The sequence below is a fragment of the uncultured Plantibacter sp. genome, assembly GCF_963518075.1.
Taxonomy (GTDB): Bacteria; Actinomycetota; Actinomycetes; order Actinomycetales; family Microbacteriaceae; genus Plantibacter; species Plantibacter flavus_A.
Genome location: NZ_CAUQHZ010000001.1, coordinates 476717 through 491787 on the forward strand (window position 1 = coordinate 476717; position 15071 = coordinate 491787).

Annotated in this window: 19 protein-coding genes; 18 read left to right on the forward strand and 1 reads right to left on the reverse strand. The window is 70.3% G+C overall.

Annotated features, from left to right (window positions below; genetic code table 11):
• Position 1 precedes the first annotated feature (1 nt).
• The 13 genes from RWN05_RS02270 (at position 2) to RWN05_RS02330 (ending at position 9696) form a co-directional block, all read left to right on the forward strand.
• Positions 2 to 1411: an FAD-dependent oxidoreductase gene (locus tag RWN05_RS02270; protein WP_314138233.1), complete on the forward strand. Its 1410-nt coding sequence runs from the start codon at positions 2 to 4 to the stop codon at positions 1409 to 1411.
• Positions 1412 to 1438: 27 nt separating this feature from the next.
• A complete protein-coding gene (locus RWN05_RS02275; protein WP_314138234.1) occupies positions 1439 to 2032 on the forward strand; it encodes a sulfite oxidase-like oxidoreductase in 594 nt (197 codons plus the stop codon).
• A 38-nt stretch (positions 2033 to 2070) separates the two neighbouring features.
• Positions 2071 to 2757 (forward strand): ferredoxin reductase, encoded by a 687-nt coding sequence (locus RWN05_RS02280; RefSeq protein WP_314138235.1) that lies wholly within the window; start codon positions 2071 to 2073, stop codon positions 2755 to 2757.
• A complete protein-coding gene (locus RWN05_RS02285) occupies positions 2757 to 3014 on the forward strand; it encodes a DUF6510 family protein (protein ID WP_314138237.1) in 258 nt (85 codons plus the stop codon). Before RWN05_RS02280 ends, RWN05_RS02285 begins: the two co-directional genes overlap by 1 nt.
• A 40-nt stretch (positions 3015 to 3054) precedes the next feature.
• Positions 3055 to 3378, forward strand: a complete 324-nt coding sequence (locus RWN05_RS02290; RefSeq protein ID WP_314138239.1) for a PadR family transcriptional regulator — start codon at positions 3055 to 3057, stop codon at positions 3376 to 3378.
• 1 nt (position 3379) lies between these two features.
• Entirely contained in the window at positions 3380 to 3910 is a 531-nt protein-coding gene (locus RWN05_RS02295) for a PspC domain-containing protein (protein ID WP_314138241.1), read from the forward strand.
• 66 nt (positions 3911 to 3976) lie between these two features.
• Positions 3977 to 4813 carry an alpha/beta hydrolase gene (locus RWN05_RS02300; protein ID WP_314138242.1) on the forward strand — a complete coding sequence of 279 codons (837 nt, stop codon included), beginning with the start codon at positions 3977 to 3979 and terminating at the stop codon, positions 4811 to 4813.
• Between the two features lie 22 nt (positions 4814 to 4835).
• Positions 4836 to 5399 carry a TetR/AcrR family transcriptional regulator gene (locus RWN05_RS02305; protein WP_197478993.1) on the forward strand — a complete coding sequence of 188 codons (564 nt, stop codon included), beginning with the start codon at positions 4836 to 4838 and terminating at the stop codon, positions 5397 to 5399.
• 47 nt (positions 5400 to 5446) lie between these two features.
• Complete coding sequence (locus RWN05_RS02310) at positions 5447 to 5824, forward strand: VOC family protein (protein ID WP_071261898.1); 378 nt, start codon at positions 5447 to 5449, stop codon at positions 5822 to 5824.
• A 37-nt stretch (positions 5825 to 5861) separates the two neighbouring features.
• Positions 5862 to 7001: a ThiF family adenylyltransferase gene (locus RWN05_RS02315; RefSeq protein WP_314138244.1), complete on the forward strand. Its 1140-nt coding sequence runs from the start codon at positions 5862 to 5864 to the stop codon at positions 6999 to 7001.
• A gap of 58 nt (positions 7002 to 7059) precedes the next feature.
• Positions 7060 to 8295 carry a gephyrin-like molybdotransferase Glp gene (glp, locus tag RWN05_RS02320; protein WP_314138245.1) on the forward strand — a complete coding sequence of 412 codons (1236 nt, stop codon included), beginning with the start codon at positions 7060 to 7062 and terminating at the stop codon, positions 8293 to 8295.
• Positions 8292 to 9275, forward strand: a complete 984-nt coding sequence (moaCB, locus tag RWN05_RS02325; RefSeq protein WP_314138247.1) for a bifunctional molybdenum cofactor biosynthesis protein MoaC/MoaB — start codon at positions 8292 to 8294, stop codon at positions 9273 to 9275. Before glp ends, moaCB begins: the two co-directional genes overlap by 4 nt.
• Positions 9268 to 9696 carry a molybdenum cofactor biosynthesis protein MoaE gene (locus RWN05_RS02330; RefSeq protein ID WP_064293939.1) on the forward strand — a complete coding sequence of 143 codons (429 nt, stop codon included), beginning with the start codon at positions 9268 to 9270 and terminating at the stop codon, positions 9694 to 9696. Before moaCB ends, RWN05_RS02330 begins: the two co-directional genes overlap by 8 nt.
• Before the next feature lie 78 nt (positions 9697 to 9774).
• Here RWN05_RS02330 and RWN05_RS02335 read toward each other — a convergent pair whose 3' ends face one another.
• Positions 9775 to 10341 carry a dihydrofolate reductase family protein gene (locus RWN05_RS02335; protein WP_314138250.1) on the reverse strand — a complete coding sequence of 189 codons (567 nt, stop codon included), beginning with the start codon at positions 10339 to 10341 and terminating at the stop codon, positions 9775 to 9777.
• 65 nt (positions 10342 to 10406) lie between these two features.
• Here RWN05_RS02335 and RWN05_RS02340 point away from each other — a divergent pair, with 65 nt between their 5' ends.
• The 5 genes from RWN05_RS02340 to RWN05_RS02360 all read left to right on the forward strand — a co-directional run bounded on the left by RWN05_RS02340 (position 10407) and on the right by RWN05_RS02360 (position 15052).
• Positions 10407 to 10682 (forward strand): DUF1778 domain-containing protein, encoded by a 276-nt coding sequence (locus RWN05_RS02340; RefSeq protein WP_064293940.1) that lies wholly within the window; start codon positions 10407 to 10409, stop codon positions 10680 to 10682.
• Positions 10675 to 11178, forward strand: a complete 504-nt coding sequence (locus RWN05_RS02345) for a GNAT family N-acetyltransferase (RefSeq protein ID WP_121292946.1) — start codon at positions 10675 to 10677, stop codon at positions 11176 to 11178. The genes RWN05_RS02340 and RWN05_RS02345 overlap by 8 nt, the downstream gene beginning before the upstream one ends.
• A gap of 83 nt (positions 11179 to 11261) precedes the next feature.
• On the forward strand, positions 11262 to 13874 hold the full coding sequence (locus tag RWN05_RS02350) for an excinuclease ABC subunit UvrA (protein WP_314138253.1): 2613 nt from the start codon (positions 11262 to 11264) through the stop codon (positions 13872 to 13874).
• A gap of 36 nt (positions 13875 to 13910) precedes the next feature.
• Positions 13911 to 14462: a hypothetical protein gene (locus RWN05_RS02355; protein WP_314138256.1), complete on the forward strand. Its 552-nt coding sequence runs from the start codon at positions 13911 to 13913 to the stop codon at positions 14460 to 14462.
• A 122-nt stretch (positions 14463 to 14584) separates the two neighbouring features.
• Positions 14585 to 15052 carry a BLUF domain-containing protein gene (locus RWN05_RS02360; protein WP_314138258.1) on the forward strand — a complete coding sequence of 156 codons (468 nt, stop codon included), beginning with the start codon at positions 14585 to 14587 and terminating at the stop codon, positions 15050 to 15052.
• The last annotated feature ends 19 nt before the right edge of the window (positions 15053 to 15071 follow it).

Genomic DNA, 15071 nt, shown 5'->3' on the forward strand with positions numbered 1-15071 from the left:
CATGCATCTCGCAATCGTCGGCGGCAGTGACGCCGGTATCTCCACCGCTCTCCGCGCCCGCGAACTCGACCCCTCCGTCGACGTGACCGTCGTCGTCGCGGACGCTTACCCGAACTTCTCCATCTGCGGCATCCCCTACTACTTCTCGCGCGAAGTGGATCCGTGGCAGTCACTCGCGCACCGCACCCATGCCGACCTCGAAGCCACCGGCATGCAGCTGCGTCTGAACACGCTCGCCACCGGCATCGACGTCGACCATCAGCGCCTCACGGTGCGCGACGAGCGGGGCTCGCAGTCGACGATCCCCTACGACGAACTCATGGTCGGTACCGGGGCATCACCCTCCACCGCGGGCATCGCCGGCCTCGATCGACTCGGACCGGCGGACGGTGTGCACCTGTTGCACTCGATGGGCGACACCTTCGCGCTCGAGCGGTACCTCGATACACATCAGCCGGACACCGCGATCATCGTCGGCGCCGGCTACGTAGGCCTGGAGATGGCCGAAGCGCTCACCGTCCGAGGCCTCCAGGTCACCCAGTTGCAGCGCGGTCCCGAGGTGCTCTCCACCCTCGACACGGACCTCGGCTCACTCGTCCACGACGAACTCACGCGGCACGGCGTCGACGTCGTGACCGGCACCCGCGTGGAGCACATCAGCACGACGAGCGGCGGAATCACGGTGACTGGCCAGCAGGACGGGCGGGCATTCGAGCGCAGCGCGGACCTCGTACTCGTCGTCGTCGGTGTTCAGCCGAACACGGGGCTGCTCACCGAGGCCGGTGCGACCACCGGCGCCGCAGGTGCGGTCGTCGTCGACGAGCGGATGCGCACCGGCCTGCCACACGTCTGGGCGGCAGGCGACGGCGTCATCACCCACCACCGAATGCTGGGCGTCACATATCTACCGCTCGGCACGACAGCGCACAAGCAGGGCCGGGTCGCGGGTGAGAACGCGATCGGCGGCGACACCCGATTCGCGGGAAGCCTCGGTACCCAGGTCGTGAAGGTGTTCGACCTCGTCGCCGCACGCACCGGCCTGCGCGACCACGAAGCGACCACGGCCGGATACACACCGCACAGCTCCACAGCGATCGCGGACGACCACAAGGCCTACTATCCCGGGGCCACACCGATCAGCATCCGGATCACCGGCGCGACCGACTCCGGCCTGCTGCTGGGCGCCCAGCTCGTCGGCACGCGCGGCGCGGAGATCGCGAAACGTGTCGACACCTATGCCACCGCACTCCATCACGGGATGACGGTCGGCGCGATGAGCGACCTCGACCTCTCCTACACGCCGCCGCTCGGCTCGCCGTGGGATGCGGTGCAGCTGGCCACGCAGGCCTGGAGCCGCGACCGCCCCGGGTGGCCCCAGGAGGGTCTGGTTTCACCGACACCTGCTCACTAGGGTGATGACCATCCTGAGGAGGTCGACATGGCGGTGTTCACACGCGGTTTCGGAGGACGGGCACGGGAGCAGGACGATCGACTCCCGCCCGGGCAGTTCCTCACCGAGGACTTCCCCGTCCTGTCCGCCGGGCCCACGCCGCGGATCGACACCGATGCGTGGGAGTTCCAGATCCGCACGGAGACGGGCGAGATCCACCACTGGGACTGGACGGCCATGCAGGCGCTCCAGCAGGACGACATCACCCGCGACATCCACTGCGTGACGCGCTGGACGAAGCTCGGCACGAGCTGGCAGGGCGTCTCCCTCGACACGCTCTTCGCCGAGGTCGAGAGCGGCTACGACTTCGTGATGGCCCACTCCTACGGCGGCTACACGACCAACGTCCCACTCGACGACCTCCTGGGCGGCAAGGCCTGGATCGCCACCGGCTTCGACGGCGAGCCGCTCGCCGCGGAGCACGGCGGGCCGGCGAGGCTCCTCATCCCGCACCTCTACTTCTGGAAGAGCGCGAAGTGGATCCGCGGCCTCGTCATGCAACAGGACGACGAACCGGGGTTCTGGGAGCAGAACGGCTATCACGCCTACGGTGACCCCTGGCTCGAACAGCGGTACTCGTGAGGCGCACGGGCCATGTCGACGTCTGGAAGGCGGCAACCGTGGTCGCGGCGACGCAGCTGACCCCGTCGGGGCGGAGCCTCATCCTCGACGCCCCCGGCTGGGGCGGGAACCTCGCCGGGCAGCACGCCGACGTCCGCCTCACCGCACCCGACGGCTACCAGGCGGTCCGCTCCTATTCGATCGCCTCGGCGGACGCCGGTGACCGCATCGAGATCGCCGTCGACCGGGTCCCCGACGGCGAGGTCTCACCGTTCCTCGTCGACGCGATCGAGGTCGGCGACCAGGTCGAGGTGCGGGGGCCGTTGGGCGGCTGGTTCGTCTGGCGACCCGAGGACACGGAGCCGGTCCTCCTGATCGGCGGAGGTTCGGGCATCGTGCCGCTCATGGCGATGGTGCGAGCGCACGAGGCGGCCGGGAGCACGACGCCGTTCCGACTCGTCTACTCGGTCCGCTCACCGCAGGACGCCTTCTTCGCCGACGAGCTCGCCACTGCGACCGGGGTCGAGGTCACCTGGATCTACACCCGGCGAGCGCCCGACGGCTGGGCTCGTCCCGCCGGCCGCCTCGTCGCGGCCGACCTCCAGGCACTCGAGGCCGCCGGCGACGAGGCCCCGTCGGTGTTCGTCTGCGGACCGACCGGCTTCGTCGAGGCGGTCGCCGACACCCTGGTCGCGATCGGCCATGATCCCGCCCGCATCAAGACCGAGCGGTTCGGAGGCGCGTGATGACCTCGCATCTGGACGGGAACGTCCTCGCCGGCACCCTGTCGGGACTGACCGGCACCGACCCGAGCGACACGATGTCACAGTGCCTCGGGTGCCGCGACGTCTCGCCCCTCGCCGCGGAGCTGGTGTTCGGCACCCCGGACTCGTGGGTGGTGCGCTGTCGACACTGCGACGACGTCCTGCTCGTCGTCCTCCATCACGAGGAGACCACGCGCGTCACCCTCGACGGCGTCCGCTGGTGGACAGACCTCGCCTGACGACGTCCCGCCCGGTACCGATTCGTGTTACAGTACCGGCATGGAACCAGATAGCAAGCTCGCGGCACTCCGCCGAGGCATGCTCGAACCCCTCGTGCTCGCTTCGGTCGAGCATCAGCGACGCTATGCGGGCGAGATAGCGACGGCGCTCCGCGGAGCCGGCTTCCCCGTCCAGGAAGCCACGCTGTATCCGCTCCTGAACAAGCTCCGACGCGAAGAGCTCCTGGCGCACGACTGGCAGGAGTCCACGTCCGGCCCGCCTCGCAAGTACCTCTCCCTGACCGAAGCCGGACGAGTACAGCTCCGGAACTTCCGCACCTATTGGTCCTCCCTCACCGACATGATCACGACGATCGGACACTGACATGGAACAGATCCACCACATGAGCCTGAGTGGGCATGCGGAGACGATCCCGCTGACGGCCGCCGCACACGCCCACCTGGTCCGCTACCTGTCGAACACCCGCGCCGCACTCGGCACCGACCCCGATGCGGACGAGACCGTACGCGACCTCGAGACGGCGCTCGGAGACCACCTGCGATCGATGGCGACGACCCCTGGCGCCGCGATCGACGACGAACAGCTCGCGAGGATCCTCGCGGAGACGGGCTCCGTCGAGCAGGAAGCACCGCCGACCCGAATCCTCGCCTATCCCGCTCGCGGTCGATTCTTCTGTCGCATCGGGGAAGGGAGCTGGTTCGGCGGCCTGTGCGCCGGCATCGCCGCGTACGGCGACTTCCGCGTGGACTGGGTCCGCACCGTCGCCCTCTTCCTCCTCCTCTTCACAGGCGGGACCGCCGGTCTCGTCTACCTGGCACTCCTCCTCATCCTGCCGAAGGTCGACACGGTCGCCGAGTATCGGTGCAAGTGTTCGGAGCCGGTGCCGAGTCGATGAGGCTGCTCCGACAGGCGGTCCGTAAAAGCTATTGACATTAGCTAAAAGGCAATGCACACTAGCTTCATGAACACGAACCCGGCATCGACAGGGCCCGCCACCCGCCACCTCGACCGCCCCGAGGGCAAGATCGCCTACGAGCTCCAGGGCGACGGCCCGCTCGTCGTCCTCGTCCCGGGAATGGGCGAGCTCCGCTCCTCCTACCGCTTCCTCGCCCCCGCACTCGTCCAGGCCGGCTACCGCGTCGCCTCCACCGACCTCCGTGGTCACGGCGACAGCGACACGACGTTCTCGTCCTACGGCGACGTCGCGACCGCCTCGGACATCCACGCCCTCATCCGCGAACTGGGCACCCCGGCCGTCATCGTCGGCAACTCCCTCGCTGCCGGCGCGGGCGTGATCGTCGCCGCCGAGCACCCCGACGATGTGTCCGGTCTCGTGCTCGTCGGGCCCTTCGTCCGCAACCCGAAGGCGAGCGGGTTCATGCTCGCCTTGTTCCGCGCCATGATGGCTCCGCTGTGGGTCGCACGGGTCTGGAAGGCCTACCTCCCCACGTTGAACGCGGGCCGGAAGCCGGTCGACTTCGACGACCACCTCGCCGCCGTCTTCGCGAGCCTGCGTCGCCCCGCCTACGGCAAGGCCTTCTCGCAGACGACGAGACAGACCGACCACGCCCCGGCCGAGGCTGCGCTCCCCGGCGTGAGCGCTCCGACGCTCGTGATCATGGGCACCGAGGACCCCGACTTCCCCGACCCCGCGGCAGAGGCCCGTTGGATCGGCGACACCCTGCAGGCGGAGGTCGTCCTCGTCGAGGACGCCGGCCACTACCCGCAGGCCCAACAGCCCGAGGTCACCTCGCAGGCCGTCCTCGGCTTCCTCCAGTCGGCGCTGCACCGTGCCTAGGGCGGGACTCAGCCGCACGCGCGTGGTGGACGAAGCGGCTGAACTCGCCGACGAAGTGGGGCTCGAGGGGCTGACCCTCGCCGCCCTCGCCGAACGGCTCGGCGTCCGGCAGCCCTCGCTCTACAAACACCTCGACTCGCTCGCCGGACTCCGCCGGGGCATCTCCCTCCAGGCGAAGGGCGAACTCGGCGATGTCCTGCGGCGCGCGGCCGTCGGCCGTTCGGGCGCGGACGCGATCACGGTGATGGCCGGGGCCTACCGGGAGTGGGCCCTGAAGCACCCGGCACGCTATACGGCCGCGCAGTGGATCGCCGGGCCGGAGGACGAGGAGGACACGGCGGCGTCGCTCGGCGCCATCCAGGTCATCTCCGACGTCCTCACGGCCTACGAACTCCGCGGCGACGACGCCATCGACGCGATCCGCGCGTTCCGCTCCACCCTGCACGGCTTCGTCTCGCTCGAGGCGGCGGGCTCCTTCGGCCTCGACCGCGACCTCGACCGCAGCTTCGACCGCCTGGTCCGTGGCTTCGTGATCACACTGACCGACTGGGCCGAGACGGACCGTGGCGTGTCCGACGGTCGATAGCTCCGCAACGGCTTCCGCCACGAGGAACGCGCCGGTACATTGCGGTCATGTCATGTCGCATCAGTGAACTCGTCCTGGACTGCCGCGATCCGGAAGCGCTCGCCCGCTTCTGGTGCGAGGTCCTCGACTTCGTCGTGCTCGACCGAGACGAGGACGGGGTGGAGATCGGAGCCCGGGACGGCTTCGGTGGATCGCAGCCGACGATCATCCTCAGCCGCAGCGACGACCCGCCGCAGCCGAAGTCGAAGCTCCACATCGACGTGAGCCCGACCGACGGCGACCAGGACGCCGAGCTCGAGCGACTGCTGGCCCTCGGTGCACGCCCGACGGACATCGGGCAGACGGGCGACGAGTCGTGGCACGTCCTCGCCGATCCCGAGGGCAACGCCTTCTGCCTCCTGCGCACGCCCGTCAAGCCGGTCTGAGGGTCGTCGGGCACGGTGCCGGTGGGATAATCGGCGCATGTCCTCGACCGCGCGGTACGCCAGGCAGCTCGCCCTCCCCGGGTTCGGACCAGCGGCGCAGCAGCGCCTCGCAGACGCACGGGTACTGATCGTCGGCGCGGGTGGCCTCGGCAGCATCGTCATCCCGGCGCTGGCCGCTGCCGGTGTCGGTTCCGGCGAAGGCGCGATCCACCTCGTGGACGACGACACGGTCGAGCTCAGCAATCTGCATCGGCAGACCGTCCACAGCACCGCGGACGTCGGCCGTCCGAAGGTCGACTCCGCCGCCGACCGCGCCCTCGCCGTCAACACCGACGCGACGATCCTCAGGCACCGCCTCCGCCTCGGACCCGGCGAGATCATGGGTCTCCTGGCCGACGCGGAGATCGACCTCGTCATCGACGGCAGCGACAACTTCGAGACCCGGTATCTGGTCGACGACGCCGCGACGCTCGCCGACGTCCCACTCGTCTGGGGTGCGGTCTCGCAGTACGGCGGGCAGGCCGGGCTCAGCTGGTCGTCCCGCGGCCCGCGCTACCGCGACCTGTTCCCCCACCCGCCGACGGACGGCTCGGTGCTCTCCTGCGAGGCCGGCGGCGTCCTGCCCACCACGGTCGGGGTCATCGGGTCCATCATGGCGACCGAGGCGATCAAGGTGCTCACCGGGGTCGGGACCCTCTCGCTCGGCCGCGTGACGATGTTCGACGGACTGAGCGGCGGGTTCCGCGAACTCCGGTACGAGCGAGACCCCGCGGGCGCCCGGCAGGTGTCGCTGGACGAGCACCTGCACCGGACGCCGGGAGGGGATGCGGCGAGCGCCGCAGCGGCAGCACCCCACGAGCCGCGACACGCCGGACGCACGATCACCGCGCCACAGCTCGCGGCGAGCGACGACGAGGCCGTCCTGCTCGACGTCCGGGAGCCGTGGGAGGCGGAGATCGCCCGGTTGCCCGGTTCGACGCTGATGCCGCTCGGCTCGCTCCCCGAGACACTCCACGGTCTCGACCCCGAGACGCCCGTGGTCGTCTACTGCCACCACGGCATCCGGTCCGAGTCAGCGCTCCGCCTGCTCCTCGAGCGCGGCTACTCCGCAGTCCATCTCGAAGGCGGCATCGACGCGTGGTCGCGCCTCGTGGACCCGACCGTCCCCCGCTACTGACCGCGGCTCCGAACACCCCGTGCAGCCCCACCGACCGACCTCTCCGACGGGAACCACCATGACGACGCCAGCGCCCACGAGTCGGAAGACCGTCGAGCAACACGCCTCCGACGTCGCAGCCCTCCTCGACGACGTGACCGACACCGGCGCCGAGCACGTGCCGATCGACGAGGCCGCAGCTCGGGTGACGGCCGTGGCGGTGCCGTCACCGGTCGACCTGCCACTGTTCCGCAACTCGCAGATGGACGGTTTCGCGGTTCGGGCAGCAGACCTCTCGGGTGATGAGACGCGACTGCGGGTGATGGGCGAGATCGCCGCGCGCCCGATCGACCCGGCGCCGCTCGAGCCGGGGACCTCGGTGCGCATCATGACGGGCGCGGTCGTTCCGCCGGGTGCGGACGTCGTCGTGCCGGTCGAGGAGAGCGAGGTCGAGACGGATTCCCACGGTGTCGAGACCGTCGTCCTCGGTCGTCCGCGCAACGGCGGCGAGCGCCCCGCGGGGCTGTTCGTCCGGGAGCGCGGGAGCGACGTCCGCGCCGGTGAGGAGCTGCTGCCGGCCGGCGTCCGCCTCGCTTCACGACACCTCGCCGTGTTGGCTGCGGCCGGGATCACGACCGTCGAGGTGCGTCGGCGGGTGCGGGTCGCGATCGTCACGACCGGTGCCGAACTCGTCGAACCCGGCGAGACGCCGACGCTCGGCCAGACCTTCGACTCCAACGGGACCGCGCTGGCGGCCGCCGTCGTCGCAGCCGGGGCCGAGGTCGCCGCTCGTGCGCGCGTCGTCGACGATGCCGACGTCCTGCTCGCGCTGCTCGACGACCTCCACGGCGAGGTCGATCTCATCCTCACCTCCGGCGGGATCTCCATGGGAGAACATGAGGTCGTCCGTGACGTCCTCGGGCCGCTGGGGGGCTGGATCGGCTCGGTCGCGATGCAGCCTGGCGGTCCGCAGGCGCTCGGTGCCCACCGGGGTGTCCCGATCATCGCGTTCCCCGGCAACCCGGTGAGCACCCAGCTCTCGTTCGAGGTCTTCGTCGCTCCGGTCCTCCGCCGGGTCGCCGGGCTGCCGCAGGCGTCGCGTGTGTCGGCCGAACTCGCGGTGGCCGCGCGCTCGGTGCCCGGTAAGCGACAGTTCCTCCGCGGACGCCGACGAGACGACGGCCGGGTCGAACCGGTCGCAGGCCCCGGCTCCCACCTCGTGGCCGGGCTCGCGGCGTCCGACGTGCTGATCGTGATCCCGGAGGACACCCTCGAACTCGACGCCGGTGACGCTGTGGAAGCATGGGCACTATGACCGGGCTCACACACCTCGACGACGACGGCCGCGCACGCATGGTCGATGTCGGCGACAAGGCCACGACGAAGCGGGTCGCGACGGCGACGGCGACGTTCACCACCCGCCCGGACGTGATCGCGCTCGTCCAGGCGGACGGTCTGCCGAAGGCGGACGTCATCGCGACCGCGCGCATCGCGGGGATCGCGGGGGCCAAGCGGACGAGCGAGCTCATCCCGCTGTGCCACCAGCTCGCGCTGTCGTCGGTGAGCCTCGACTTCGCCTTCACCGAGGACTCGATCGTCATCACCGCGACGGCGAAGACCACCGGCCAGACCGGGGTCGAGATGGAGGCCCTGACGGCCGCTTCGATCGCCGGCCTGACGCTGCACGACATGGTCAAGGCCGTCGACCCGGCCTCGGTCCTCGGCGACATCCGGCTGCTCGAGAAGTCCGGCGGCAAGCGCGGGAACTGGACGCCGGAAGCGTCGGAGCCGATCGAAGCACCTGGTGTGCGAACGGTCCGCCCGCGAACCGCGGCCGTCATCGTCGCGTCGACCGCCGGCGCGGCGGGCACGCGCGAAGACCTCACGGGGCCGCGCATCTCCGCCTGGTTGTCCGAGCACGACTACGCGGTGGATGCGGTGACGGTCGTGTCCGACGCCGACGTGCACCTCGCGATCACGGCAGCCCTGGACGCCGCGCCCGCGGTGCTCATCACGACGGGCGGCACCGGCCTCTCGCCGAGCGATCGCACCCCGGAGGCGACGCAGCCTCACCTCGACCGCGAACTGCCCGGCATCTCGGAGGCGATCCGCACCCTCGGGTCGACCAAGACCCCGACCGCGGCGCTCAGTCGCGGGCTCGCGGGGGTGTCCGGCGGCACCGTCGTGGTGAACCTGCCGGGGTCCACCGGCGGCGTCAAGGACGGACTCGCGGTCCTCGACGGCTTGCTCGACCACCTCGTCGCCCAGATCGCCGGAGGTGGCGCGCATGAGTGAGTCGACGGTTCCCGAGGTCCTCGCCCTCATCTCGGAGTCGCCCCTCGACGCGCACGCGATCGAGGACTTCGTCGCGGCGCCCGCCAACGGTGCACTCGTGGCCTTCCGAGGGATCGTGCGCGACCACGACCACGGCGAGGCGGTCGACGCCCTCGACTACCGCGCCCACCCCGACGCCCAACGGTTCCTCGAGGACTGCTGCCGGACGGTCGCCGCGGAGACCGGCCTCCGGGTCGCCGCCGCCCACCGCGTCGGGTCGCTCGTCGTCGGCGACCTGGCCCTTGTGGCCGCCGTCGCCGCTGCGCACCGGGCCGAGGCGTTCGCCGCGTGCGAGCGTCTGGTCGAGGAGATCAAGCGCACCGTCCCCATTTGGAAGCGCCAGTACCTGGCCGACGGCGAGACGGAGTGGGTCGGTCTGTGAACGATCGGCCCGCCCTCGATTCGCCCCGAGTGGTCGCACGCACGAAGCGTGGGCGACCATTCGGGGTGAAGCGAGCTGTCAGCGCGGCAGCACGTCGTAGGTGATGCGCACGAGCCCGTCCTCGGGCGTCGCGTGGGTGCCGCGGAGCCGCAGACGGACGTCGGCGTCGAGGTCGCCGAAGAGGCGGGCGCCCGAGCCGATGAGCACCGGTGCGACGGACACGGTGAGCTCGTCGACGAGGCCCGCACCGAGGAACGCCTGGATGGTCCTGCCTCCGTCGACGTAGACGCGGCCGGCCCCGGCCTCGTCGAGCAGGGCGGTCGCTTCGTCGAGCGTCCCGGCGACCGTGATGCGGTCGTCCCCGGCCTCGAGCGTGGTGCTCAGCACGACGACCCGCTTGCCCTCGAACGGCCACTCGCCGAAGCCGAGCACAGTGTCGTAGGTGGTACGTCCCATCACGAGGGTGTCGATCGTCGGGAAGAACGAATCCCAGTCGAGAGCCGGGTGCCGCCCCGGCGCATCCGCGGCATGCTCCCGCGGCTCGAGCTCCGTGAGCCAGCCGAGGTCGCCGTCGGGCCCCGCGATGAACCCGTCGAGGCTCACCCCGATGAAGACGCAGCCGTGCCATGAACGTTCACGATTCATGAGGACGATCCTGCCTCCGACCTCCGACATCGACTCCGTACGGAAGATTGCCGTACAATGACGGCATGGCATCTCCACTGAAAGACAAGCGCATCGAGGTCCGCGTCACCAGCGCACAGAAGGACGCGATCGCCGCCGCCGCTGCGATCGAAGGTCGGTCCATCACCGATTTCACCACGTCCGCCGCTACGGAACGGGCGGCTGATGTCATCCGCCGTGAGCGCGACATCCGCGTGGACGCGGCCGCCTTCGAACAGTTCGAAGCGATCCTGGAACGCCCAGCGCGTTCGATCGACGGACTCCGCGACCTCCTGAACCGACCCACGATCTTCGTTGACTGACTTCCGGACTCCACGGCCGCTCGCTACTGGAGACGTCCTCTCCGACTTCCGCTGCGGCGTCGACGTCCTCGACAGCTGGCTCCGTGGATACGCACGGAACAACGACCGCAGCGGTGGGTCGAAGACGATGGTCTCGGTGACGACCGAGGGTCGCGTCGCGGGTTACTACTGCCTCTCGGCGAGTTCGCTCGTTCGAGAAGATGCGCCGCAGCGGCTCGCGCACCGGGCACCCGATCCGATTCCCGTCGTCCTGATCGGCCGGCTCGCCATCGATCAGGAGTTCACCGGCCTCGGCCTCGGAACCGCTCTCCTGCAGCATGCCGTCCTTCAAGCGATCAGCGCGGCGGAGATCATCGGGATGCGAGCGATCCTGGTCCACGCCCTGACCGACGACGTCATCCCGTTCTACGAGCGATTCGGCTTCGAACGATTTCCCGGTTCGAGTCGCGCCCTGTACCTGTTGGTCTCCGACGCACGCGCGACCCTGGTCGGCTGAGCGCACGTCGATCGCCGCCCGCACACCTGCGGGGGCGCGTCAACCACTCCGCATCACGGCAGCGAGCGACGTAGGGTGATCTGATGCCCGAAAACGCCCCCGAAGCATCCGACCCGTTCGTCCGCGTCCGGGGAGCCAACGAGAACAACCTCCGCAACGTGGACGTCGACGTGCCGCGTGATGCGATCGTCGCCTTCACCGGGGTCTCCGGCTCGGGCAAGTCGTCGCTCGCGTTCGGCACCATCTTCACCGAGGCGCAGCGGCGGTACCTCGAGTCCGTCGCCCCGTACGCCAGGCGACTGATCCAGCAGGGTCACGACCCGCACGTCGACTCGATCTCCGGCCTGCCACCGGCGGTCGCCCTGCAGCAGCGACGCGGCGCCCCCAGCTCGCGCTCCAGCGTCGGCACGGTGACGACCCTCTCGAACTCGCTCCGCATGCTCTTCTCGCGCGCCGGCACGTTCCCGGAGGGGTTCACGACGCGACTCGACTCCGACGCCTTCTCCCCCAACACCGCCGTCGGCGCCTGCCCGGAGTGCCACGGCATCGGCGTCGCACACACGGTCACCGAGGACTCCCTCGTGCCCGACCCGTCGCTGAGCATCCGCGAGGGAGCGATCGCCGCCTGGCCGGGAGCCTGGCAGGCGAAGAACCTCCGCGACATCACCATCGCCCTCGGATACGACGTCGACCGCCCCTGGCGGGAGCTCGACCAGGAGGACCGTGACTGGATCCTCTTCACCGAGGAGCAGCCGGTCGTGCAGATCACGCCGCAACGAGACCGCGTCGCCAAGCCGTACAACGGGATGTTCTGGAGCGCCAAGCAGTACGTCTTCCACACCCTCTCCGACTCGAAGAGCCAGATGATGCGGAACAAGGTGCTGCAGTTCGTGCGCTCGGGTCCGTGCCCACTCTGCCACGGCACGGGACTCCGCCGCGAGGCGCTCGCGGTCACCTTCGCCGGCCGCACGATCGCGGAGCTCAACGCCCTGCCGATGACGGAGCTCGCCGAGGTCATCCGCCCCACCACTGAGCTGAAGGACGCGGCGCCCGCGCTCCCGACCACGCTCTCCGGCGAGCGCACCGACGTCGCCGTCGCCATCACGACCGATCTCCTCGCGCGCATCCGCGTGCTCACCGACCTCGGACTCGGCTACCTCGGGCTCGGGCGCGTGACGACGACGCTCTCCCCCGGCGAGATGCAACGGCTCCGGCTCGCGACCCAGCTGCGCTCCGGGCTCTTCGGCGTGGTCTACGTCCTCGACGAACCGTCAGCGGGTCTGCACCCGGCCGATGCGGAGCCCCTCCTCGAGGTGCTGGAGCAGCTGAAGCGCTCGGGCAACTCGGTCTACGTCGTCGAGCACAACATGGACGTCGTCCGGAACGCGGACTGGATCGTCGACGTCGGCCCCGGCGCAGGCGAGGGTGGCGGCGACGTGCTCTACAGCGGGGCCGTCGAGGGTCTCGCCGAGGTCGAGGCCTCGGCGACCCGCCCGTTCCTGTTCCACGAACAGCACGGTCAGGCTCCCGCGCGACGAGCACTCCGTGAGGCGCGCGACTGGCTCGAGGTGGAGGGCATCACGCTCCACAACCTCGCCGGCGTCGACGCCTCGATCCCCCTCGGGACCTTCGTCGCCGTCACCGGTGTCTCGGGTTCCGGCAAATCGACCCTCGTGAGCCGCGTCCTCCGCGACGTCGTGCGCGATCACCTGCGGGCAGACGGCCGGACGACGGACGACACCGCGGACGATGACGACGAGGTGCCCACCGAGACCGATGCGACCGAGGGTTCCGGCCTGGCGGAGGCGACGGTGCCGGACGGACACGCCGACACGCTCACCGTCCGTCGGGTGCGAGGCCTCGAGCACGTGGACCGCCTCGTCCGGGTCGACCAGAAGCCCATCGGTCGAACGCCGCGGTCGAACCTCGCGACCTACACCGGGCTGTTCGACGCCGTCCGCACCGCGTTCGCCGCCACGGACCTCGCCCGCGAGCGCGGGTACACGGCCGGCCGGTTCTCGTTCAACGTCGCGGGAGGTCGCTGCGAGACCTGCCTCGGTGAGGGCTTCGTGTCGGTCGAACTGCTGTTCCTCCCCGGCAGCTACGGGAAGTGCCCGACCTGCAACGGCGCCCGGTACAACGCCGAGACCCTCGAGGTCACCTACGACGGGAAGTCGATCGCAGACGTCCTCGCACTCACCGTCGAGCAGGCGGCCGAGTTCCTCGCGGCCGTCCCGGCGGCGGCGCGCAGCCTCCGCACCCTGCTCGAAGTCGGCCTGGGGTACCTGCGGCTCGGCCAGCCGGCCACCGAACTGTCGGGCGGCGAGGCCCAGCGCATCAAACTCGCGACGGAACTCCAGCGGGTGCGACGCGGTCACACCCTCTACCTCCTCGACGAGCCGACGACCGGCCTTCACCCGGCCGACGTCCGTCGTCTCCTGGCGCAGTTGAACGCGCTCGTCGACTCCGGCGACACCGTCGTCGTGGTCGAGCACGAGATGGACGTCGTCGCGGCGGCCGACTGGGTGATCGACCTCGGACCGTCCGGTGGTGACGCTGGTGGACGCATCGTGGCCGCGGGCACCCCGGATGCCGTCGCCGCAGACCCCGACAGCCGCACCGCGCCCTACCTGGCGAAGCGACTGGCACTGCTCGGTGCGGCACCCGCGGCATCGGCGGCCGACGCCGCGGGGTGAACCCGTCTCCGGGGCCGAGCACCTATCGTGGAGGGCGTGTCCGTCCACGATCCGCGCCGTGATATCCGCTCCCGTCGCATCGCCGTCATCGTCTGTGCACTCGCCGCGGCGGTCATGCTGGTGTTCGCCCCCATCGAGGAACTCGTCTGGGCACCCATCGCGATGACGGACGGCGCGTACGGCCTCGAGACGATCTACGGCGTCTTCACCCCGAGCGCGCTGGCGATGGGACTGGTCAGCATCGCCGTCGCGTTCCTCCTCGGACTCGCTGCCATCACGGCGTTGGTCCACCTCGGCTGGCGCGGCCGGCTCGGGTCGCACTGGGTCCACGTGGCGACGCTCGGATCGATGCTCGTCTGGCTCGGACTCCCAGCCATGTTCTTCGCCGGTTTCGGCATCGGGCACACCGTGTCCGACGAACTGCCGCCCTACGTCGGCCGGTCCTCGGCGGCCGGCGAGCTGCTGCAGGCGTTCGCGCTCGTCGCGTTCGTGGCGACGGTGCTGGGGGCGATCGTCTCGCTCGTCCTCTTGTTCCGCTCGGCGGCGGTCGAGCGACGCGCTTGGCAGGCTGCCCGCCGATCGGGCTGAGCCCACCCCACCGTCGCTGTACGTCGTCAGCTCAGGACCCGACACCCCCGGCAAGGGGAATCCCCCGATCAGACCTGATCGGGGGGAGGAAGTCGGCCCATCGACCGTGTACTGTGCGAACCGTGGTGCACTCCGAAACAGCGGTCCGGTCCGTGACGTACGTGAGCCGGGCGACGAGCCCGCTGACGCAGGCGTCCCTCGAAGCGCTGCTCGTCGAGTGTCGCGGCAACAATGAGCGTTCCGGCCTGACCGGCATGCTCGCCGTGCGCGGCGACGACTTCTTCCAGGTGGTCGAAGGACCCGACGACGCCATCTCCGCGCTCCTGGACGGCCTCTCCCGTGACGCGCGCCACACGGACATGCGCGTCCTCAATGAGGAGACCGTGTCCTTCCGCCAGTTCCCGGACTGGCGGATGCGCTGCGAGCGCCTCGACGACTACCCGGTCGACGAGATTCCGGGATTCCACGCGATCGGCGGCGGCGACGATCCCGCGGGGTCACGGACGCGAGGCGTCCTGGACCTGGTCCGCTGGTTGCAGCTTCGCGCGGCTCGAGCACTCTCCGAGCGCAACCCGTCGGCAGCCTCGTAGACCGCGTACGCCCGGACGG